The organism is Variovorax sp. J22G73, assembly GCF_030317035.1.
Classification (GTDB): Bacteria; Pseudomonadota; Gammaproteobacteria; order Burkholderiales; family Burkholderiaceae_C; genus Variovorax.
The window spans coordinates 269,701-290,599 of sequence record NZ_JASZYK010000005.1 but is presented as its reverse complement, the minus strand read 5'-3'; the positions used below and the strand labels follow the sequence as shown (position 1 = coordinate 290,599).

The window sequence follows — 20,899 nt, the reverse complement described above, 5'->3', positions numbered from 1 at the left end:
TCCTAGCCTTTGACCGCGCCCATGGCCAGGCCCGACACGAGCCTGCGCTGGACGATGAATGCGAGAACCAGCGGCGGAAGCGCGATGAGCGAGGCCGCCGCCATCAGCGCGCCCCAGTTCGATGCGCCTTCGCCGATGAAGTTGAACGACGCCGCGATGAGCGTCTTGGTGTCACCGTTCGACAGCACGAGCGCGAACAGGAAGTAGTTCCAGGAGAACACGAACGACAGGATCGACGACACGACCACGCCCGGCATGACCAGCGGCAGCGCGATGCGCCACAGGATGCGCGGCACGCTGCAGCCGTCGACCTGCGCACTCTCGAGCACGCTGCGCGGAATGTTGTCGAAGAAAGGCAACAGCACCCAGATCACGATGGGCATGGTGATGGCCGCGTGCGTGAGGATCAGCGCCCAGTAGCTGCCGATCATTCCGGCCTCGCGGAACATCACGTACCAGGGCAGCAGGAACAGCGTGCCCGGCGCCATGCGCGCCAGCAGCGTGACCGTCGCCGGCCAGGTGATGCGCGTCCACGACACGGCGAACGCCGCGGGAATGCCCAGCACCAGCCCGATGAGCGTCGAGCCCACCGTGATCACCGTGCTGTTCCACGTGTAGTGCAGGAAGGGCGTGGTCCCGAACAGCGTGCGGTAGTTGTCCAGCGTGGGGGTGAACACCACCGTCGGTGGGTAGGCCGTCACTTCCGCCGAAGGCTTGAAGGACGAGAGCACCATCCACGCGATGGGCAGAAGAATCAGCACCGCCACGAAGGCGATCTGCACGAGGCCGAGGCGTTGCACGAGCTTGTCGTTCATGGCGTGGCTCCTCACCAGGCCACGCGCTTGCGCGCCTGGGTGAGCACCATGACCGCGCCCAGCACGATGGCCGACAGCGTGATCATCAGCGCGCTCGAATAGCCGATGTCGAACAGCTCGAAGCCCTTGCGAAAGCCGTAGATGTTCAGCGTGTTCGACGCATTGCCGGGCCCGCCCTGCGTGGTGATGTAGATGATGTCGAAGAAGCGCAGCAGGTCGACGCTGCGCAGGATGGCCGCCGTGACCAGCGTGGGCGCCAGCAGCGGCAGCGTGATGCGCCAGAAGGTCTTCCAGCGCGAGGCGCCGTCGATCTGCGCGGCCTCGTAAACGTTGGGGGGCAGCGACTGCAGTCCGCCGAGCACGATGAGCGCGACGTAGGGCGTCCACTGCCAGGTGTCGATCATGGCGACCGTGGGAATCACCCACACGGGCGAAGCCAGCCAGTCGGAGCGCGGCAGCCCGACGGCCTGCAACAGGTAGTTGGCCGCGCCGATGGACGGGTCGAGCACTACCAGCCACATCATGCCCACCACCACGGGCGGCAGCACGAAAGGCGAGATCATCAGCGTGCGCACGATGCCCGACAGCTTCTTGGAGCCGTGCAGCAGCAGCGCGATCCACGTGCCCAGCACGAGCTGCAGCACCAGCGACAGCACATACAGCACGAGCGTGATCTTCAGGCCGTTCCAGAATTCGCCGTCGCCCGCCATCTCGACATAGTTCATGCCCCAGTTGAACTTGGGCTTGCCGCCGAAGCTGTACGAATGCAGGCTGAACCACACTGTGTAGGCGAAGGGAAAGGCGATCATCGCGGTCGTGAAGATCACGGCCGGCAGGGAGAGAAACGCGAGCTGGCCGCGCGTGCCGATGGATTGGCTCATGGGGCTGGTTCTTTCTTCTTCAGCCCGCGAGGAAGCCGCCGTCGACCGCCAGCACCGTGCCGGTCACGTAGTGTGCGGCGGGCGAGGCCAGGAACACGGCGCTGCCCGCGATGTCGTCGGGCTGCGCCCACTGGCCCAGCGGAATGCGAGAGCGGATGCGCTCGTAGTGCGCCTTGTCCTGGCGGCCGGCTGCGTTGATGGCAGTCTCGACGTAGCCGGGCGCGATGGCGTTCACGCGCACGCCGCGCTCGGCCCAGGCCAGCGAGAGCGACTTGGTGAGCATCACCACGCCGCCCTTGCTCGCGCAGTACGCCGGAATGAACGGCAGCGCCACGAAGGCGTTCATCGACGCCACGTTCACAATGCTGCCCTTGCTCTTTTCGAGCAGCGGCAAGCTCGCGTTGCACAGGCGGAAGGTGCCCGTGAGGTTCACGTCGAGCACGCGCTGGAAGGTCTCGATCTCGAACTCCTTGAAGCGCGCGAGGATGCCGGCGCAGTTGACCAGCGTGTCGAGGCGATCGAGACCGCCGGCGAACGCGGCGACCGCATGGTCGTCGGTGACGTCGAGCGTGCGCAGGGTGAGCTGGTCGCCGGGTTGCAGCGAGCTGGCTTCAAGGGCCCGCTCGTCCACGCCGGTGGCGATGACGTGGCAGCCCATTTCCATGAAGCCACGCGAGATGGCGGCGCCGATGTCGCCGGCGCCACCGACCACCAGCACGCGGTGGCCTTCGCAGAAGTCGAAGACGGCCATCGGGTCAGTCTTTGGCGATCAGCGCGTCGAGCTGCTTGTCGGCGTCGGCGCAGGCTTGTGCGGGCGTCTTCTGGCCCAACAGCAGTTCGGTGGCGGCCTGGCCGATGAAGTCGCGCGAGGCCGGGTTCTGCACGATGGGGTAGCCCACTTCGGAAGTGCCGGTGCGGCTCAGCTCGTTGACGGCCGCGACCCATTCGGTGCGCACGGGCTGCTCGTCCATCCACGCCTTGTAGCCCGGCGACTTGGTGACGGCCGTGCGCGGCGGCGCCACGCCGTCGACCGCGAGCTTGGCCTGCACGGCGGGGCTGGTGGCCCACTGCACGAAGTACCAGGCGGCTTCCTTGTTCTTGCTGTGCGCCGACACCGACATGGTCCAGCCGATGACCGTCGGGTGCGAGCCGCCGGGGCCTGCGGGCAGCACGGCCACGGCCGTGTCTTTCAGGCGCGCGCCGCCGTCCATCACATTGCGCAGCTCGTTGGACGACTCGAATGCCATCGCGGCCTTGCCCTCCTTGTAGAGCGAGGAGATCTGATAGAAGCTGTAGTTGACGACGCCGGGCGGGCCGTAGTCTTTCAGCAGCTTCGAATAGAGCGCGAGCGAGGCCTGGCCTTCCTTGCTGCACAGCTGGGACTTGTTGTCCTTCATGTAGCTCCCGCCCATGTTGTGCAGGAACACGCTGTAGGTGAAGGGAAGGGCGGGCTTGAGGCCGCGCGAGACAAAGGGGGTGACGCCGGGCTCGCAGCTCTTGAGCTTGGCGGCCACCCCTTCGAGTTCGGGCAGGCTCCTGGGCAGTTGCACGCCGCACTTCTGGAACAGGTCCTTGCGGTAGTACAGCACCGGGCCTTCGACATTCATCGGGATGCCGGTGAGCTGCTTCTCGTAGGTCGCGTCCTTGAGCATGCCGGCGCTCATGTCCGCGAAGTCGTAGTCCTTGGCGCTGGCGGTCTTCACGAACTCGTTCAGGTCGGCATACCAGCCGGCCTTGGCAAACTGCATGCCTTCGCGCGAGGGGAGCGACATGAACACGTCGACCTCGTCGCTGCGCGAGTTCATCACCGTGACCAGGCGCTGGCGCATCTGCTGTTCCTGGTACGAGTCGACCTTCAGCGTCATGCCGGTTTGCGCCTCGAAGTCGCCCTTGTACTTCAGCAGCGCGTTGGCCACCGGGTTGTTGTTGGCGAGAAAGGTGATGGTCTTGCCCTGGTGCTTCTTCCAGTTGAAGTCCTGCGCATGCACGCCGAAAGCGCAGGTGGCCGCGACAGCGAAAGCGATGACTTGTCTCATGTCTTTGTCTCCTGTGAATGCCATGTAACCGTTTACAAAATTATCTGGACCATCGCAGAAGCTGTCAACGCGCCGGGATGGCTATCCGCGGGGAAATTGATAGGTGATTTCCCTTGAAATACGCTGAAAACGGCTACGTACCGCTTCCTGTAAACTGTTTCATCATGAAGCCAAAATCAGTGGGTATCCGCGACGTCGCCAAGCACGTGGGCGTCTCCACGGCTTCCATCTCGCGCACGCTGAACAACCCCGAATCGGTGAGCCCCGACCTGCGCATGCGCATCGACGCGGCCATCGAGGAACTGGGCTACATCCCCGACGCGGCGGCGCGCGCGCTGTCGTCACGCCGCACGCGCACCATCGGCGCGATCATTCCCACGGTGGACAACGCCATGTTCGCGCGCGGCATCGAGGCGCTGCAGAGCTATCTGTCGTTGCAGGGCTACCTGCTGCTGCTGTCGACCAGCGGCTACGAACCGGAGACCGAAGCGCGTCAGGCGCAGAACATGGTGAGCCGCGGCATCGACGGACTGATCCTTCGCGGCGACATGCACACCGACGCGCTGCGCCGGCTGCTCGCGTCGCAGCGCATTCCGTTCGTGAACGTGGGCGTCTACCACCCGGACAAGCCATACGCGTCGGTGGGAGGCAACAACGAGGCTGCGGCGTATCGCGCGTGCCGCTACCTCATCGAGCTCGGGCACACCAAGGTCGGCATGGTCGCCGCGATTTCGTCGAACAACGACCGGGCGACGGCGCGCGTGTCGGGCGTGCGGCGCGCGCTGCAGGAAAGCGGGCTGGCGCTGCGGCCCGAGTGGTACATCGAAGCGCCTTATCACCTCGACGATGCAAGGCAGGGCGCGCGGTCGCTGCTGTCGTCCGCGCAGCAGGATTGGCCCACGGCCGTGGTCTGCGGCAACGACGTGATCGCCTACGGCGTGATGCTCGAGGCAGAGCGGCGCGGGCTCAATGTGCCCAACGATCTGTCCGTGATGGGGTTCGACGACCTGGAATGGAGCCGGCACCTGCGGCCCAGCCTGACGACGATGCACGTGCCGACGGACGAGGTGTGGACGCGGGCCGGGGAGTATCTTGTGAAGTCGTTGTCCGGCAAGGCGGCCGCCTTGCATCACGAGGTGGATGTGTCGCTCGTGGTGCGGGAGTCGACGGGCAGGCCGCGGCGCTAGCCGGGTGCGCCCCGCAGATCACCGGAATCTTGTCATTCCGTTGATGCGCGCGACTTGCCCTGCGGATCGGTCCGCGCCTACTCGGTCAGCGCGCGCTTGACGTCTTCCTGCAGGCTGCGCAGGTGGTCGCGCATGGCCACGCGGGCGTGTTCGGCGTCCCTGGCGCGCAGGGCCTTGATGATCTCGCCGTGCTCGTCGTGGTTTTCCGGCTGCCGGTGCAGCGGGCTGTGCAGGCGGAACAACCGGGCATTGACGCGCAGCTCTTCCACGAGGCGCGGGAACACCACGTTACCGCTGGCCCTGGCAATGAGCAGGTGGAACCGGTCGTCGAAATGCCAGTGCTCGGTTTCGCTGTGCTCGCCGGCGTTCAGCGACTGGATGTCTGCTTCCAGCGCGTCGATTTCGGCGTCGGTGATCTTGCCCACCGCCAGCGCGATCGCTTCGCACTCGATCACTTCGCGGGCGCGCATGCAGTCGAAGTACTCCTTGGTGCCCAGCGCGCGCACCGCGTAAGAGCGTGCGTCGCGCCGCACCAGCAAGCCCTCGCCGGCCAATCGCACGAGCGCTTCGCGCATCGGGGTGCGCGAGATGCGCAGGTCGTCCGCAAGGCGGGCTTCCTGCAAGGGGCTGCCGGCCGAGATCTGGCGGTCGAGGATGAGCGTGCGCAGCCGCTCGTAGGCCTGCTCGGCCAGGCTGGCGGACCGCACCTCCAGGGGCGCGATCGTGATGGTGGCGGGCTGCGTAGGGCTTGGAAGGCTGGGCATGCGGAGAAGAGCGAAGGCCACGAAGGAGGCTGCAAACAAGGCCGCGAACAAGGCCTTAAAAAAGGCTGCAAGGCAGGCCGGATGGGGCGAAGGAGCTTAGCAGGGCCGCATCGCGGCGCGGCCCCGCCGCATCAAAGCCACTTGTCCAGCGGGTTGCCGTCGTTCGGTGCGCGCGGCCGCAGGCAGGGCAGGAACTGGCCCGAGCCGGGTTCGGCCAGGAACTCGCCGTCCTGCCACACCACGCGCCCGCGCGAGACGGTCACGCCCGGCCACGCACGAAGCTGCATGCCTTCATAGGGCGTGTAGTCGACGGCGTGGTGGAGCATGCTGTTGGTGAGCAGCTTTTCCTGGCCCTGCGCGAACACGTCCCACACGACGAAATCGGCGTCGCTGCCCACGGCGATGGTGCCCTTGCGGGGGTACAGCCCATACAGCCGCGCCGGGTTGGTGGCCGTGAGCTCGACGAACCGGTGGATGTCGATGCGGCCCTTGAGCACGCCCTCGCTCATCAGCAGCGGCAGGCGGGTTTCCACGCCGGGAATGCCGTTGGGAATGCGGTCGAAGGACGCATCGTCGCCTGCCACGCGCTTGCCGTCGCTGCCACCCATGTTGAAGGGCGCGTGGTCGGACGAGAAGATGGTGAAGATCCCGCTCGACAACCCGTTCCAGATGAACTGCTGGTTGGCCTTGTCGCGCGGCGGCGGGCTGCAGATGCAGCGCGCGCCATGCATGGGGTCGTCGGGGTCGATGCCCAGGTCCTCGGCGCTCAGGAACAGGTACTGCGGGCAGGTTTCCGCATGGATCGGCAGGCCGCGCCCGCGCGCCCAGTGAATCTGCTCGACCGCTTCGCGGCCCGACACGTGCACGATCAGGATCGGCGTGTCGACGAGTTCGGCCAGCGCGATGGCGCGGTGCGTGGCCTCGCGCTCCACCGCCATGGGGCGCGAGCTGCCGTGGTAGCGCGGCGCGGTGAGCCCGGCGTCGAGCAGCTGCTCGGTGAGCCAGGCGATGCAGTCGCTGTTCTCGGCGTGGATCATCGTCATGGCGCCGTGCCGCCGCGCGGTGGCCAGCACGTCGATGATCTGGCGGTCGTCCAGCTTGAGGTCGTCGTAGGTCATGTAGATCTTGAAGGAGGTGTACCCCTTCTCGATCAGCGCGGGCAGCTCGCGCTGCGTCACGTCGCGCGTGGCGTCGGCCACGATCAGGTGGAAGGCGTAGTCGATCACGGCCTTGCCTTCGGCGCGGCGGTGGTAGTCGTCCACCGCCTCCTGGATGCTGTGGCCCTTCTGCTGCGCGGCGAAGGGCAGCACGGTGGTGGTGCCGCCGCAGGCCGCGGAGCGCGTGCCGGTCAGGAAGTCGTCCGCGAAGCGCGAGCCGTCGCTGGTCGGCTGGTCGAAGTGGCAGTGGCCGTCCACGCCGCCGGGCGTGACCAGCCGCCCGCGCGCGTCGATCTCGCGGTCGGCGCTGGCGTCCAGGCCTTGCGCGATGGCGCAGATTCGGCCGTCGCGCACGCCGATGTCGGCGGTGTAGCGGTCGCCCGCGGTGGCGATGTCGGCGTTGCGCAGGATCAGGTCGTAGGTGCTCATGAGGCGTTCTCCGGGGGCTTTCTTGCTAGCGCTGCTCGAGCGCCGGTTCGGCGGGCACCACCGGTGCGCTCGCGTTGCCGTAGGCACGGCCGTAGTGGCGCTCGATGCGCCGCTGGATGAAGTCCCACGCGGTGGTCATCAGCAGGTAGTAGATGGCGGCGACCACGAACAGCTCGAGCACCATGAACTTCTCCTGGATCAGCACCTGCGTGCGGCGCAGCAGCTCTTCCATGGAGATCACGGAGGTGATGGAGGTGGTCTTGAGCAGGCCGTTGATGCTGTTGCCCAGCGTCGGCACGATCAGTCGCATGGCCTGCGGCATCACGATGTAGCGCATGGTCTGCGCGCTGCTGAAGCCGACCGCGCGCGCGGCGTTGGTCTGGCCGGCGGAAATCGACTGGATGCCGCCGCGCACGATCTCCGCCAGGTAGGCGGCCTCGTTGAGGATGAGCCCCAGCAGCGCCGACTCGATGACCGACAGCTTCAGCCCCAGCTGGGGCAGGCCGGTGTAGATGATGATCAGCTGCACCAGCAGCGGCGTGCCGCGGAACACCCAGATGTAGAAGTGCGCGGGTCCCGCGACCCAGCAACGGCTGGACAGGCGGGCCAGCGCGAGCGCGCAGCCCACGACCAGCCCGCCCCCGATGGCCGCGAGCGTGAGCCACAGCGTGGTCACCGCGCCGCTGAGGATGTACGGATTGAACAGGTAGTCGACGAACCCCGACCAGCTCCAGCCTTGTCCCATGAATTTTCCTTGGTGTGCCCGATGGCGATGGCGATGTCGGCGCGGCTCAGCCCGCCGGACCCTTGACGCTCACCGCGCCGTCGACGGCCTTGACGCCGTACTGGTCGAACAGCTTCTGGAAGCTGCCGTCCGCCTTCATGTCGTTCATGACCTTGGCCACCGCGGCCGCGAGGTCCTTGTTGCGCGCGGCCAGCGCGACCGGCGTGGGGAACAGGCCGTGCAGCACGCGCTCGAAGTCGCCGCGCTTCTGGTATTCGGCACCCGTCGAGTCGATCGACAGGGCCACTTCGACCTGCCCGGCGCGCAGCGCCTGGAACGCCATGGCGAAGTTCTCGAAGGTGCGGATGGTCATGCCCTTCATGCCCTTGTCGGTGAGCTGCTTGTCGAGCTCGCGCGCCTTGCGCTCCTCGAAGCCGCCGAGCTCCACGCCGATGCTCTTGCCCGACAGGTCGTCCGGCTTGGCGATCTTCAGCGGGTTGCCCTTGGCGGTGCTGATGCTGATGGCCTGGTCTTCGTAGATGAGCATCTGCATCAGCTTGGCGCGTTCTTCCGTATAGAAGATGCCGGTGTTGATGACGTCCCAGCGACCGGCCTGCAGGCCGGGGATCATGGCCGAGAACTCGATGCGAACGTATTCGGGCGTGAGGCACAGGCGCTTGGCAATGGCCTCGCCGAGCTCCACGCGCATGCCCTTGAGCGTGCCGGTCTGGTCGACGAACTGCATCGGCGGCAGGGTGGGGTTGACCGACATGGTCAGCGTGCCCTTCTTGACGAGCGCCGAGTCCGGCACGGGCGACTTGCAGGCCTGCGCGTTCGCGGCGCCCGCGCAGAAGACGAAGAGTGCGGTTGCCGACGCGAGAGCGGGGAGCAGTTTCATGGTGGTGTCCTTGGGGAGTGAACGAACGAGGCGACGAGGTGAAACGTGAAAAAGGGCAGGGCAGGGCGGGGCGGGGGCGCGGTGGCGCTCAGGCGCGGATCGAGTCCAGCAGGTCGAGGCGCGCGAGGGCGCTGCGCAGGTCTGCGGCGTCGGCCTCGGGCAGGGGCAGGCGGGGGGCGCGGGGCTTGCCGACGGGCAGGCCCATCATCGTGAGCCCGTCCTTGGACGCAGCCACGTAGCGGTGGCCGCCGACCCAGCGCACGATGGGCAGCATCTCCTTGTAGAGCGCCAGCGCCGCGGGCATGTCGCGTTCGTCGGCCACCAGCTCGAACAGGCGTGCCGACATCTTCGGAATGAGGTTGGAGCACACGGCCACCCAGCCCTGCGCACCGAGCCAGAATGACTCGTAGCCGAGGATGCCGGCGAACACCGTCATGCGGTCGCCGCACAACTCGATGATGTCGCGCACGCGGGTCACCTCGAGCGTCGACTCCTTGATGTACCTGCAGTTGTCGATGCGCGAAAGGCGCGCCACCAGTTCGGGCTTGAGGTCGACGTTGGCGGTGGCCGGGTTGTTGTAGACCATGATCGGAATGCCGATCGACTCGCCCACCTTGCGGTAGTGCGCGAACAACTCGTCGTCGGTGGGCGTGCTGTAGAAGGGCGGAATGATCATGACGCCGTCGGCGCCCATGGTTTCCGCTTCGCGGCTCAGCCGCACGCATTCATCGGTCCACTCCGCGCCGGTACCGATCAGCACGGGCACGCGTTTTGCAGCAGTGCTCACGCAGGTTTCGATCACCAACTGGCGCTCATCGGGCGTCAGCGACAGGAACTCTCCCGTGCTGCCCAAGGGGATCAGCCCGTGGATTCCCTCCTCGATTTGCCAATTGACCAGCTTCTTCAGGGCCGGCACGTCCACGTGCAGGCCGTCGTCGGTCATGGGGGTGATGAGCACCGTATAGGTGCCGCGGAACGCTGTCATGGGGCAGTCCTTGGAAAATCGGATGACGAAGTATACGTATACGTGTAGTATACGTATACATTCAATCGCGTCAACGCGGTTTCCGTTTTCCCTCGCACCTGCACATGAGCGCCAGACTGACCCACCCCTCGATCGCCCCGGCCGGACGTCCCGTGCGCTTCTGGTACGACGGCCAGCCGGTGGACGGCCTGGAAGGCGAGACCATCGCTGCGTCTCTCGCGGCAGGTGGCATCAAGGCGATGCGGCACACGCGCGGCGGCGAGCGCCGTGGTCTTTATTGCGGCATGGGCGCCTGTTTCGATTGCCTGGTCACGGTGGACGGCCAGGCCAGCCAGCGCGCCTGCCTGACCAAGGTGGCCGACGGCCAGCAGGTGCGCTCCACCTTGCCGGCCGGCACGCCGGACGATCCGCTGCAGCCGCTCACGCCCGAGGCCGGCGCGGAGCCCGCACGGCGGCAGGTCGACGTGCTGGTGGTCGGGGCCGGCCCCGCCGGGCTCTCGGCGGCGCTGGCTGCGCGCGAGGCCGGTGCCGATGTCCTCGTGCTCGACGAGCGCCTGGAATCCGGCGGCCAGTTCTACAAGCCGCTCGCGCCGTCCCATCGCGCAGTGACGCCGGCGGACCGGCAGTTCGCGCAGGGGCTGGCGCTGGCGGAGCAAGTGCGCGCTGCCGGCGTCACCGTCCTCCAGGGCGCCCAGGTCTGGGCCGCCTTCTCGCCGACCGAGGTCGCGGCGCTCATCGACGGGCGCGCCACGGTCATCGAATGCCGCCAGCTCGTGATCGCGCCCGGTGCCTACGAGCGCCCCGTGCCGTTCCCCGGCTGGACCTTGCCCGGCGTGATGACGACCGGCGCCGGCCAGACGCTGGCGCGCGCCTACCGCGTGTCGCCGGGGCGCCGGGTGGTCGTCGCGGGCAACGGCCCTCTCAACCTGCAGCTGGCCGCGGAACTGCTCGCCGGCGGCGCCGAGGTGGTCGCCGTGCTGGAGTCGGCGCCGCGCCCGTCACTGCGCCACTGGCGCCAGTTGCTGAGCGCCGCGCGCACCGCGCCGGACCTGCTGGGCGACGGCTGGCGCTATCTGCGACAACTGCGCGCGTCCCGCGTGCCGGTGCTGTGGGGGCACGCCGTTGTCGCGGCGCAGGGCAATGCCGACAGCACGAGTGGTCTTGCCCGCGTAGAGATTGCGCGATTCGACGCCCGCGGCCATGCGGTGCCGGGCTCCACGCGCACGCTCGAGGCCGACACGCTGTGCCTGGGCTACGGCTTCATCCCGTCCACCGAGCTCGCACGCATGCTCGGCTGCGCGCATCGTTTGGCCGACCGGCACCTCGGCCACCTGGCCACCGTCACGCAGCAAGACGGCGCCACCAGCGTGCCCGGCGTGTACGTGGTGGGCGACGGGGCCGACCTGGGCGGCTCGCGGGTCGCGCTGGCGCGCGGCACGCTGGCCGGCGCGGCGGTTGCGCGCAACCTGGGCCTGCAGGCGAAGGCATCGGCAAACCTGGCCGACGCGCCTGCGCGGCTGCATCGCGCCGAGTGCTTCCAGCAGGCCCTGTGGTCGATCTACACACCACCGCCCGTCACGCTGGCCGCGGTGCCGGACGACACCCTGCTGTGCCGCTGCGAAGAAGTCACCTTCGGGTCGGTGCGCGAGCAGATCCGCGCCGGTGCAGACACCCTGGCCGCCATCAAGCGCAACACGCGCCTCGGCATGGGGCGCTGCCAGGCGCGTTATTGCGCCGTGACCGCCGGCCGGCTGGTCGCGGAACTCACGGGCCGGCCGCCGGAGGTCGAGCAGTACTTCGCGCCGCGTCCGCCCGCCAAGCCGGTGCCGGCCGGCGCGCTCGGCTTCGAAAAGCCCGAATGGGGCGGCCACAAGCCCGCCATCACGCCCAACCTCGCGCGGCCGGTCGAGCACACGCCCTTCGAGCCGCTGCGCACCGACGTGCTGGTGATCGGCGCGGGCGTGCTCGGCGCCTGCCTCGGCTACTTCCTGTCGAAGGCGGGGCAGGACGTCACGGTGGTGGACCGCGACGACCTCAACCTCCAGGCGTCGGGCGCCAACGCGGGCAGCCTGCATGTGCAGTTGCTGTCCTTCGACTTCGGCGCGAAGGCGCAGGAAGGCGGCGGCCCCGCCGCGGCCACGCTGCCGCTGGGGCCGATGTCGGTGCGCCTGTGGCAGGAGATAGAGGCCGACTGCGGCGAAGACCTCGAGATCAAGATCACCGGCGGCCTCATGGTCGCCGACAGCGAGGCCGGCATGCGCTTCCTGGAGTCCAAGGCCGCCCTGGAGCGCCGCCACGGCATCGACGCGCAGGTGATCGACGGCGCCGACCTGCGCCGCCTCTCGCCCGCGCTGTCGGGGGAGTTGCTGGGGGCCGAGCTGTGCCCGATGGAAGGCAAGATCAACCCGCTGCGCGCGACCTACGCGGTGGCGCGGCGCGCGCAGCAGCAGGGCGCGCGCGTGCTGCGCGGTTGCGACGTGCAGGCCATCGAGCGGCTGCCGGGCGACGGCGCTGGCTACGTCGTGCGCACTTCGCGCGGCGTCATCCATGCCGGGCGCGTCGTCAACGCGAGCGGCGCCTGGTCGAGCGCCATCGGGCGCATGCTGGGCGTGACCATCCCGGTCAAGGGCGCGCCGCTGCAGATGATCGTGACCGAGCCCGCGCCGCCGCTCGTCAACCACCTGGTCGCGCATGCCGACCGGCATTTGAGCCTCAAGCAGGCCGCCAGCGGCGGCCTCATCGTCGGCGGCGGCTGGACCGCCGCCTTCCATGAAGACATGCGCCTGAACCGCGCCGTGCGCGACAGCATCGAGGGCAACCTGTGGGTCGCGCGCCGCGTGCTGCCCGCCGTGCGCGGCCTGCACGTGATGCGCTGCTGGGCCGGCATGAACGTCAACATCGACGGCGCTCCCATCCTCGGCGAGGTGCCGGACTGCCCCGGTTTCTACAACGCCGTCACTTCCAACGGCTACACGCTCGCGCCCGTCACCGCGCAGCTCGTCACCGAGCTGATCGTGCGCGGCCGCACCGACTTCGACATCACCCCCTTTCGCATCGAACGCTTTCTCTGACAGCCATGACCGACACGACCGACATGACCGACAACGCTCCCGCCTCCAGCCCCGCGCGCGATTCGCTGCGCCAGTTCATCGACGTCCACTTCGACGAGCAGGTGAGCACGCTCACCGAGCTGGTGCGCTGCCCTTCAGACAACCCGCCCGGCGACTGCGCACCGCATGCCGAGCTCACCGCCCGCCTGCTCGAGGCCATGGGCTTCGAGGTCGAGCGCCATGCGGTGCCCGCCGAGTACGCCGCCGCGCACGGCATGCGCAGCGTGACCAACCTGATCGTTCGCGAACGCTTCGGCGACGGCCCCGTCATCGCGCTCAACGCCCACGGCGACGTGGTGCCTCCGGGTGCCGGCTGGAGCGTCGACCCCTATGGCGGCGAAGTGCGCGACGGCTGGCTGTACGGCCGCGGCGCCGCGGTGTCGAAGTCGGACTTCACGACCTACGCATTCGCGATGCGCGCACTCAAGCACCTGGCCGCATCGGGCACGCCGCTGGCCGGCACGGTCGAGCTGCACCTCACCTACGACGAGGAAACCGGCGGCGTGACCGGCCCCGGATGGATCCTGTCGAAAGGCCTCAGCCGCCCCGACTTCGTGCTCTCCGCCGCTTTCTCGCACCACGTGGTCGTCGCGCACAACGGCTGCCTGCACCTGGAGGTGTCGGTGCGCGGCACCTCGGCGCATGCGGCGCGGCCCGACACCGGCCACGACGCGATCGAGGCCGCCGCCACGCTGCTGCCCGCGCTGTACCGCTACCGCGACGGCCTGGCCGACCGGCCCTCGCGCACGCCGGGCATCACGCACCCGACCATGGTGGTCGGCCTCATCGCCGGCGGCATCAACACCAATGTGGTGGCCGACGCACTGAGCCTGCGAATCGACCGGCGCATCGTGCCCGAGGAATCGCCCGAGGCCGTCGAGGCCGAACTGCGCGAAGTGATCGAGTCGGCCTGCCGCGCGCTGCCCGGCATTTCGGTGGAAATCCGCCAGATCCTGCTGGCCCGCCCGTTCGCGCCGGCACCGGGTGCGGCCGAGCTGGCCGCGCTGGTGTGCCGTGAGGCCAGCGAAGTGATGGGCAAGCCGGTCACGCCCATCGGCGTGCCGCTGTACACCGACGCGCGCCTCTACAGCGAAGCGGGCATTCCCACCGTGATGTACGGCGCGGGCCCCGAGTCGCTGCTCGAAGCCAACGGCCACCGCGCCGACGAGCGCGTGCCGCTGGACGCGTTGCGCAAGGCCACCCGCGTGGTCGCCAACACGCTGCACCACCTGTTGACGCGCTGAGGCGCACGGGAACCAAGCCATGATCGAAATCAGCCACGTCACCAAGAGCTACGGCGCCTTCCAGGTGCTGACCGACTGCAGCGCCGACATCCGCAAGGGTGAGGTGGTGGTGGTCTGCGGGCCCTCCGGCTCGGGCAAGTCCACGCTCATCAAGTGCGTCAACGCGCTGGAGCCTTTCCAGCAGGGACGCATCACGGTCGACGGCGTGTCCGTCGGCGACCCCAAGACCGACCTGAACAAGCTTCGCGCGCGCGTCGGCATGGTGTTCCAGCACTTCGAGCTGTTTCCGCATCTGTCGATCGAGGACAACCTCTCGATCGCGCAGGTCAAGGTGCTCAAGCGCTCGGCCTCAGAGGCCCGCACCGCAACCATGGCGTTGCTGCAGCGCGTTGGCATGCGCGCGCATTCGCACAAGTTTCCGAGCCAGTTGTCGGGTGGCCAGCAGCAGCGCGTGGCCATTGCGCGTGCGCTGGCCATGGACCCTGTCGCGATGCTGTTCGACGAGCCCACCTCGGCGCTCGACCCCGAGATGGTCAACGAGGTGCTCGACGTGATGGTCGGCCTCGCGCGCGAGGGCATGACGATGATGTGCGTCACGCACGAGATGGGATTCGCGCGCAAGGTGGCGAACCGCGTCATCTTCATGGACCGCGGCTGCATCGTGGAAGACTGCGCCAAGGACGAGTTCTTCGGCAATCCGTCGGCACGCTCCGACCGCGCGCAGCAGTTTCTTTCGAAGATCCTGCAGCACTGACGTCGAGGTTTTCAAAGCGTCGCCTTGCCACCAGGTCGCCGATGCCATGGCGGCAAGGCGGTCACCGACCTTCGTCCGTCAGGGACCTTTCGCGTCGAGATCGAGCAGGACGGTAGGAATCAACTCGGACACCGTCGGATGAATCGGAACAGCCCAGCGCAGCGTGTCGATCGTCTGGCCTGCGTTCATCATGTCCAGGATGCCGTGGATGGCTTCGTCTCCGCCCGTTCCCAGGATGGCAGCGCCCAGGATTTTCCGGGAGTCGGCATCGGCGACAACTTTCATGAATCCCTGGCTCTCGCCTTTTTCAACCGCGCGGCCGACGCGGGTCATCTGCCGCTTCGAATACAGGAGTTGCCGTCCGCTCTTCGCCGCTTCCGCGTCGGTCATTCCGACCCGCGCAAGCGGGGGATCGATGTACAACGCGTAGCCAGGCAGTCGCTGACTCAAGCGTCGATCGTCGCCGTCCAGCAGGTTCGCGGCGACGATCTCGAAGTCGTTGTATGCCGTGTGCGTGAAGGCACCGCGGCCATTGCAATCGCCCAATGCCCAGACACCTGGAACGTTGGTCTGCAAATGGTCGTCTACAGTGATGTAGCCACGAGCGTCGACGGCGATGCCCGCCTGTGCCAGGCCGAGGTCGTCCGTGTTGGGGCGCCGGCCCATCGCAAGAAGGACGTGGGAGCCGACCACCGAAGGTTCGCCCTGCCTGCAGTCGACGTGAACGCAGACGCCTGTTTCGTGCGCCTTGAAGCTGATGCAGTCTGCGCTGGTGCGTATCGCGATGCCTTCCGCCTCGAGGATCTCGCGAACCGTCTCTGATACATCGGGATCTTCGCGCGCGATCAGGCGGTCCGCGCGCTCCACCACCGTGACCTCGGCGCCGAACCGGCGGTACATCTGTGCGAACTCGAGACCGATGTAGCTTCCGCCCACGATCACCAGGTGGCGCGGCAGCAACTCCAGCGCAACCATGTCGGTGTTCGTCAGAAAGGGAACTTCGTTGACGCCGGGCAGGTCGGGAACCACCGCGCGTCCGCCGACGTTGATGAAGATCTTTGGCGCTGCGAGTCTCTCGCCATTAACTTCGACGACGTGCTTGTCGACGAACCGGGCGTGGCCTCGAACCAGCTCGACATTGCTCATGCCCGCCAGCCAATCTTCGTTGCCTTTGCGTGAATCGAGGATCACCTTGCGCGCCCGGGCCGCCACTGCCGGCATGTGCATCGTGACAGGCGCCGCAACGCTGAAGCCATAGTCGCCGCCGCGGCGCGCCGTGTGGACCGCATAGGCACTGGCAATGAGTGTCTTGGTGGGCTTGCAACCCGTGTTGACGCAAGTGCCGCCAACCAGATGGCGCTCGATCAGCACGACCTTTTGTCCCGCCGCGTTCAGACGCCCGGCAAGCGAGGGGCCCGCCTGGCCGGCGCCGATGATGATTGCGTCCACTGCTCGTTCGGGCATCGTGTCTCTCCTTCGTTTTCTGAAGACCTTGAGTTGCTGCCTCGGAGGATTCGTCGTGGCTCTGGCTCAACCGCACCGAATCTTCCCTCACTTTTGCGACGGAGGGGGATTTCGGTATGGAGGCGCACATCGGCGTGGACGCAGGCTCGGGGCCGGTTCACACGGAACACCACGGTGGCCAACGAGGCAGACGTGTGCCTGTGGGGGCATGCCAAAGTGGTGCATCAAACTGATGAATCAGTTGGCACGGGATCTGCTTGACCAGATGCATGCCAATACCGTCAGCCATCGACATCAGCGAACGCATCGTCAAGGCCGTGCTCGCAAACAAGCTCGCCCCCGGCGCCCGCCTGGGAGAGCAGCCGCTGTGCGAACTCTTCGCGGCCCCGCGCGCCGTGGTGCGCGAGGCGCTCACCACCTTGTCGGTGCGCGGCATCGTCAAAGCCAGCGCACGCCGCGGTTGGTACCTGGTGGAGCTTTCCTTCGAGGAAGCCGAAGCGGCATTCGACGCACGGCTGGTGATCGAGACCGGCCTCATGCGCTGCGCGAAGCTGCCGGGCGCCACCGCGCTGAAAAAGCTGCGCGCACACCTGAAGACACAACGTGCCGCCGTGGGCGGCGTCGATGCCGGGCTGCGCAGCTTCCTGCTGGGGGACTTCCACGTGTGCCTCGCCGAATGCCTGGGCAACACCGTGCTCGCCAACACGGTGCGCGACCTCACGGCGCGCACCATGCTGATCGCCTCGCGCTACCAGTCGGACGAAGAGGCCTCGCACTCGTTCGGCGAGCACGTCGCCATCGTCGACGCGCTCGAGGCCGGTGACATGGCGCTGGCCGAGGAGCTCGTCTCGTCCCATCTGTCGACCTGGCAACTCAAGCTGCGCATGCCGGCCGAGACCGCACCCGATCCGCTGGCCGAGCTCCGCCGCGCGCTGGAGCCGATGACCGCGCTCGCCTGACCGATCGCTCGATGGTTCAGTCGCTCGACCCCCCGAATTTTTTCGACGCCTTTTTTCAAACCCTGGAGAACGCCATGACGCCCACCCCACGCCGCCTTTCCCTTGGCCTGCTTGCCGCACTGGCGTTGCTCGCCACGAGCACCTCGCAGGCGCAGACCGCGCTGGATGCAATCACGAAGAGCAAGACCATCAAGATCGCCGTGCCCACCGACTTTCTACCCTACGGTTCGGTCGGCACGGACATGACGCCCCAGGGCCTGGACGTGGACGTAGCGCGCCTCGTCGCCGCCAAGCTGGGCGCCAAGGCCGAGCTGCTGCCGGTGACCACCGCCAACCGCATTCCCTACCTGCAGACGCGCAAGGCCGACCTGGTGATTTCGACGCTCGGCCGCAATCCGGAGCGCGAGAAGGTCATCGATTTCACGGTGGCCTACTCGCCGTTCTTCATTGCCGTCTTCGGCCCCAAGGCAATGGCGGTCAAGACGCCCGCGGAGCTGGCCGGCAAGTCCATCTCCGTCACGCGCGGGTCGGTCGACGACGCGGAGCTGACCAAGGTGGCCCCGCCCTCGACCGAGCTGCGGCGCTTCGAGGACAACAACGCAACCATATCTGCCTTCGTCGCGGGCCAGGTCCAGCTGGTGGCCACGAGCGCGCAGGTCGCGAGCACGATGATGACGAAGAACCCGCAACTTGGCAGCGAGTTCAAGTTCGTGCTAAAGGATTCGCCGAACTTCATCGGCGTGGCCAAGGGCGAGGATGCCCTGCGCAACAAGGTCAACGAGATTCTTGTCGAGGCGAAGAAGAACGGCGAGCTCGACAAGCTGTCCGTCAAGTGGCTGGGCCGGCCGGCGGGCGACCTTCCCCAATAAGCGGTCGGCAAACGGTCACTCGACGTGAGCGATCTGTGGCGCCTTGGCGCAACGCAACTGGCCGAAGGGTATGCGCAGCGTCGCTTCACGCCCGTGGATGCGCTGGAGGCCTGCCTGCGGCGCGCCGATGCCTGCGAGCCGGTTCTCAACGCGCTAGTGGCGCGCGACACGGCCGGGGCGCGGCGTGCGGCGGAGTGCAGCGGCCAGCGCTGGGCCGAGGGCAGGGCGCTCGGCCCGCTCGACGGCGTGCCGGTGAGCGTGAAGGACAACCTGCATGTCGAAGGACTCCCTACGTCGTGGGGCAGCCGGCTGCTGCAGGGCTTTGTCGCACCGCATGACGAGTTGCCGGTGGCGCGGCTGCGCGCGGCGGGCGCGGTGCTGTTCGCCAAGTCGAACCTGCCCGAGTTCGCGATGCAGGGGGTCACGTCGAATGCACTGCACGGCACCACGCGCAACCCCTGGAACCCGGCGCTGACGCCCGGCGGATCGTCGGGCGGCGCCGCGGCGGCCGTGGCCGCGGGCATCGGCCCTCTGGCGCTGGCCACCGACGGCGGCGGCTCGATCCGCCGGCCCGCGTCGCATTGCGGCCTTGTCGGGTTCAAGCCGTCCGCAGGGCTGGTGCGGCGCGAGGGGGGATTGCCCGCGATGTTCCTCGACTACGAAGTGGTCGGCGGCATCGGGCGCTGCGTGCAGGACGTGCTTCACCTGGCGCAAGCCATCTCGGGCGCGAGCTTGCAAGCGAAGGCCGCGCACCCCGCGCGCCTGCTTTTCGTGCCGCGGTTCGGTGCCCACCCGGTCGACCCGGGCATCGCGGAATCGGTGCGCCGAGCGGCACAGGGTTTCGCCGGCCTGGGGCATGCGGTGGAGGAGGCGCCGAGCGTGGCCTGGTCGGAATCGATCAACGCGGTGTGGCCGATGCTCTCCAACGCCGGCCTTGCCTGGATGCTGGACCGCGCGCGGCAATGGCCGGAGTTCGGACTGGGCGCGCACGGTTTGCCCGATCTGTCCCTTTGCGGCGCCGCCGCGCGAGCGAGCCGCGAAGCGGGCAGCGCGCTGGGCGCGCCCGCGCTCTTCGATGTGCTGTCGGAAGTGCGCGAGCTGCAACGCCAGTTGGACGCCGTTTTCGAGCAGTACGACTTCATCCTCACGCCCGCGACGGCCGCGCTGCCCTGGCCGTGCGACCAGAGCCATCCCGGTGAAATTGGCGGCCTGGCGGTGGGCCCGCGAGGGCACGCGGTGTTCACGGCCTTCGCCAATGCGGCGGGCCTGCCGGCAATTGCATTGCCGAGCGCCAGCGTCGAGGGACTGCCTGCGGGTTTCCAGCTGGTTGCAGCGTCGGGCCGCGACGCCGAATTGATGGCGCTGGCGCTGCAGTACGAAAGCGCATTTCCGTGGGGGCGTATGTGGTCGTCCGTTCAGGGGAGCACCGGGATCTAGGAGTCTGCGCGGCAGAACCTCGGCGCGCCGCGATGGCTGAGAGCCAGCCCTACGGATAGATTGGGCAGATGAGCTATGAACCCTATGAATCGCAACAGCAGATGCTCCTGCGCGAGGCGTTGCAGGATTGGGTACCCGAAGGGCACCTGGCCTACTTTGTCGGTGATGCGATCTATGGGCTGAATCTGAGCGCATTCCATGCACGCTGCGAGGCCGGTGGCTCGAGCAACCAACTGCACGAGAACGGTCAAGGCCAATGCCGGGCGCCACAGGCGATGAACTACGGCTACATGGTCAAGGCGGAGGGCGAACTCAAGGCACAGATCGCAGCCGTGTTCGTTCGAGCGAAGTCAACCGATGAAGCCGAACGCAATGAGCCGGAGCTTGATATCCCGGCAGAGATCGTGCGCCGACAGGATCGTCTGGATGCCATCGCGCAGGCGCGTGCCCGACTGGAGCGGCGCCAACGCGAGGCGGAACTCGAACGCGGACGCGACCCCGACGACAAGCCAAGAGGCGGGCGCTACAAACGCGAATTCGGCGCGCCCGAAGACAAGACGCAGGACAACTTCACCGATCCCGACAGCCGCATCATGAAGCGCGCCGGCGGCGGGCACAGGTGCCGCAGCAAGTGCTGGCCGATACGGGTTACCGCTCGGAGCGCGTGTTCGAGGTACAGGCCGACTGCGGCACTCAGTTGGTCGTCTCATTGGATCGAGAAGACAAGCCGCAACTGCGCTTCGATCCGAAGCGCAACCCGCGCACGACGCAGATGGCGGCCCTGCTTGCAGCGAACAGGGCAATGCGGCATATCGAAAGCGCAAGTGGATCGCCGAGCCGCCCGATGGATGGATCAAGACCGTGCGTGGGTTCCGCCAGTTCAGCTTGCGAGGCCTGCATCGCGTCGCGGCCGAATGGAAGCTCGTGTGCCTGGCCTTGAACCTGCGAAGAAGGTGCACCCTGCAGGCCGGTTGAGATCGGCATCGCCACATACCCGCGCGCTCCTCGCCCCAAGCACCGCCTCGCCCTCCAGCCTTGCGTAGCTTCGCGGCAGTTGCCTGCTACGCAGGTTCTGTCGAGGGCGCCGCGAAACTTCTGCCGCGCGGACTCCTAGGCCAAGGGTTTGTCGCCAGCATTTGAGCGTCCAGCCCGGTGACGCGCTCCGCGTCGATATTTTTATCTCGTG

The 20,899-nt window shown here is 67.6% G+C and carries 17 protein-coding genes and 1 pseudogene; 8 read left to right on the top strand and 10 right to left on the bottom strand.

Translation table 11 applies throughout. From position 1 onward, the window contains the following. Positions 1-2: 2 nt before the first annotated feature. Genes QTI51_RS20785 through QTI51_RS20770 form a run of 4 tightly spaced genes read right to left on the bottom strand, consistent with a single transcriptional unit; the run spans position 3 to position 3,732 of the window. Positions 3-815, bottom strand: a complete 813-nt coding sequence (locus tag QTI51_RS20785; protein WP_286515492.1) for a carbohydrate ABC transporter permease — start codon at positions 813-815, stop codon at positions 3-5. Positions 816-826: 11 nt separating this feature from the next. Further along, a complete protein-coding gene (locus tag QTI51_RS20780) occupies positions 827-1,696 on the bottom strand; it encodes a carbohydrate ABC transporter permease (RefSeq protein ID WP_286515491.1) in 870 nt (289 codons plus the stop codon). 19 nt (positions 1,697-1,715) lie between these two features. After that, complete coding sequence (locus QTI51_RS20775; RefSeq protein WP_286515490.1) at positions 1,716-2,447, bottom strand: SDR family NAD(P)-dependent oxidoreductase; 732 nt, start codon at positions 2,445-2,447, stop codon at positions 1,716-1,718. A 4-nt stretch (positions 2,448-2,451) separates the two neighbouring features. Continuing rightward, positions 2,452-3,732: an ABC transporter substrate-binding protein gene (locus QTI51_RS20770; protein ID WP_286515489.1), complete on the bottom strand. Its 1,281-nt coding sequence runs from the start codon at positions 3,730-3,732 to the stop codon at positions 2,452-2,454. Positions 3,733-3,896: 164 nt separating this feature from the next. Between QTI51_RS20770 and QTI51_RS20765 the strand changes: the two genes are divergently transcribed. Then, complete coding sequence (locus QTI51_RS20765) at positions 3,897-4,919, top strand: LacI family DNA-binding transcriptional regulator (protein WP_286515488.1); 1,023 nt, start codon at positions 3,897-3,899, stop codon at positions 4,917-4,919. A 77-nt stretch (positions 4,920-4,996) separates the two neighbouring features. On the opposite strand, the gene QTI51_RS20760 is transcribed toward QTI51_RS20765, so the two are convergent. The 5 genes from QTI51_RS20760 to QTI51_RS20740 all read right to left on the bottom strand — a co-directional run bounded on the left by QTI51_RS20760 (position 4,997) and on the right by QTI51_RS20740 (position 9,876). Continuing rightward, positions 4,997-5,683 (bottom strand): GntR family transcriptional regulator, encoded by a 687-nt coding sequence (locus QTI51_RS20760; RefSeq protein WP_116913147.1) that lies wholly within the window; start codon positions 5,681-5,683, stop codon positions 4,997-4,999. A gap of 131 nt (positions 5,684-5,814) precedes the next feature. Beyond that, positions 5,815-7,269, bottom strand: coding sequence for a dihydropyrimidinase (gene hydA / locus QTI51_RS20755; RefSeq protein WP_116913148.1), 1,455 nt, complete (start codon positions 7,267-7,269; stop codon positions 5,815-5,817). 25 nt (positions 7,270-7,294) lie between these two features. Continuing rightward, positions 7,295-8,014 (bottom strand): amino acid ABC transporter permease, encoded by a 720-nt coding sequence (locus tag QTI51_RS20750; RefSeq protein ID WP_286515487.1) that lies wholly within the window; start codon positions 8,012-8,014, stop codon positions 7,295-7,297. 46 nt (positions 8,015-8,060) lie between these two features. Beyond that, a complete protein-coding gene (locus QTI51_RS20745) occupies positions 8,061-8,891 on the bottom strand; it encodes an ABC transporter substrate-binding protein (RefSeq protein WP_286515486.1) in 831 nt (276 codons plus the stop codon). A gap of 88 nt (positions 8,892-8,979) precedes the next feature. Continuing rightward, a complete protein-coding gene (locus QTI51_RS20740) occupies positions 8,980-9,876 on the bottom strand; it encodes a dihydrodipicolinate synthase family protein (protein ID WP_286515484.1) in 897 nt (298 codons plus the stop codon). 104 nt (positions 9,877-9,980) lie between these two features. Between QTI51_RS20740 and QTI51_RS20735 the strand changes: the two genes are divergently transcribed. The 3 genes from QTI51_RS20735 to QTI51_RS20725 are packed head-to-tail and all read left to right on the top strand — an operon-like array spanning position 9,981 to position 14,984. Continuing rightward, a complete protein-coding gene (locus QTI51_RS20735) occupies positions 9,981-12,947 on the top strand; it encodes an FAD-dependent oxidoreductase (protein ID WP_286515483.1) in 2,967 nt (988 codons plus the stop codon). 23 nt (positions 12,948-12,970) lie between these two features. Further along, positions 12,971-14,230, top strand: coding sequence for a M20/M25/M40 family metallo-hydrolase (locus QTI51_RS20730; RefSeq protein WP_286515740.1), 1,260 nt, complete (start codon positions 12,971-12,973; stop codon positions 14,228-14,230). Between the two features lie 19 nt (positions 14,231-14,249). Then, on the top strand, positions 14,250-14,984 hold the full coding sequence (locus QTI51_RS20725; protein ID WP_116913153.1) for an amino acid ABC transporter ATP-binding protein: 735 nt from the start codon (positions 14,250-14,252) through the stop codon (positions 14,982-14,984). Between the two features lie 78 nt (positions 14,985-15,062). On the opposite strand, the gene QTI51_RS20720 is transcribed toward QTI51_RS20725, so the two are convergent. Further along, a complete protein-coding gene (locus QTI51_RS20720; RefSeq protein WP_286515480.1) occupies positions 15,063-16,448 on the bottom strand; it encodes an FAD-containing oxidoreductase in 1,386 nt (461 codons plus the stop codon). Between the two features lie 269 nt (positions 16,449-16,717). On the opposite strand from QTI51_RS20720, the gene QTI51_RS20715 reads away from it, so the two are divergent. From QTI51_RS20715 to QTI51_RS20700, 4 genes and pseudogenes are all read left to right on the top strand, one after another. Further along, positions 16,718-17,407, top strand: a complete 690-nt coding sequence (locus QTI51_RS20715) for a GntR family transcriptional regulator (RefSeq protein WP_286515478.1) — start codon at positions 16,718-16,720, stop codon at positions 17,405-17,407. 74 nt (positions 17,408-17,481) lie between these two features. Beyond that, positions 17,482-18,276, top strand: coding sequence for a transporter substrate-binding domain-containing protein (locus QTI51_RS20710; protein WP_286515477.1), 795 nt, complete (start codon positions 17,482-17,484; stop codon positions 18,274-18,276). A 24-nt stretch (positions 18,277-18,300) separates the two neighbouring features. Continuing rightward, positions 18,301-19,713 (top strand): amidase, encoded by a 1,413-nt coding sequence (locus QTI51_RS20705; RefSeq protein WP_286515474.1) that lies wholly within the window; start codon positions 18,301-18,303, stop codon positions 19,711-19,713. Between the two features lie 308 nt (positions 19,714-20,021). Continuing rightward, positions 20,022-20,688: pseudogene (locus QTI51_RS20700) on the top strand (transposase); the annotation flags it as partial. Positions 20,689-20,899 lie beyond the last annotated feature (211 nt).

What these genes read in the sequence shown, in the direction of transcription:
- QTI51_RS20785 (WP_286515492.1), bottom strand. Translation starts at nt 815, where the DNA reads ATGAACGACAAGCTCGTGCAACGCCTCGGCCTCGTGCAGATCGCCTTC.
- QTI51_RS20780 (WP_286515491.1), bottom strand. Translation starts at nt 1,696, where the DNA reads ATGAGCCAATCCATCGGCACGCGCGGCCAGCTCGCGTTTCTCTCCCTG.
- QTI51_RS20775 (WP_286515490.1), bottom strand. Translation starts at nt 2,447, where the DNA reads ATGGCCGTCTTCGACTTCTGCGAAGGCCACCGCGTGCTGGTGGTCGGT.
- QTI51_RS20770 (WP_286515489.1), bottom strand. Translation starts at nt 3,732, where the DNA reads ATGAGACAAGTCATCGCTTTCGCTGTCGCGGCCACCTGCGCTTTCGGC.
- QTI51_RS20765 (WP_286515488.1), top strand. Translation starts at nt 3,897, where the DNA reads ATGAAGCCAAAATCAGTGGGTATCCGCGACGTCGCCAAGCACGTGGGC.
- QTI51_RS20760 (WP_116913147.1), bottom strand. Translation starts at nt 5,683, where the DNA reads ATGCCCAGCCTTCCAAGCCCTACGCAGCCCGCCACCATCACGATCGCG.
- hydA (WP_116913148.1), bottom strand. Translation starts at nt 7,269, where the DNA reads ATGAGCACCTACGACCTGATCCTGCGCAACGCCGACATCGCCACCGCG.
- QTI51_RS20750 (WP_286515487.1), bottom strand. Translation starts at nt 8,014, where the DNA reads ATGGGACAAGGCTGGAGCTGGTCGGGGTTCGTCGACTACCTGTTCAAT.
- QTI51_RS20745 (WP_286515486.1), bottom strand. Translation starts at nt 8,891, where the DNA reads ATGAAACTGCTCCCCGCTCTCGCGTCGGCAACCGCACTCTTCGTCTTC.
- QTI51_RS20740 (WP_286515484.1), bottom strand. Translation starts at nt 9,876, where the DNA reads ATGACAGCGTTCCGCGGCACCTATACGGTGCTCATCACCCCCATGACC.
- QTI51_RS20735 (WP_286515483.1), top strand. Translation starts at nt 9,981, where the DNA reads ATGAGCGCCAGACTGACCCACCCCTCGATCGCCCCGGCCGGACGTCCC.
- QTI51_RS20730 (WP_286515740.1), top strand. Translation starts at nt 12,971, where the DNA reads ATGACCGACAACGCTCCCGCCTCCAGCCCCGCGCGCGATTCGCTGCGC.
- QTI51_RS20725 (WP_116913153.1), top strand. Translation starts at nt 14,250, where the DNA reads ATGATCGAAATCAGCCACGTCACCAAGAGCTACGGCGCCTTCCAGGTG.
- QTI51_RS20720 (WP_286515480.1), bottom strand. Translation starts at nt 16,448, where the DNA reads ATGCCCGAACGAGCAGTGGACGCAATCATCATCGGCGCCGGCCAGGCG.
- QTI51_RS20715 (WP_286515478.1), top strand. Translation starts at nt 16,718, where the DNA reads ATGCCAATACCGTCAGCCATCGACATCAGCGAACGCATCGTCAAGGCC.
- QTI51_RS20710 (WP_286515477.1), top strand. Translation starts at nt 17,482, where the DNA reads ATGACGCCCACCCCACGCCGCCTTTCCCTTGGCCTGCTTGCCGCACTG.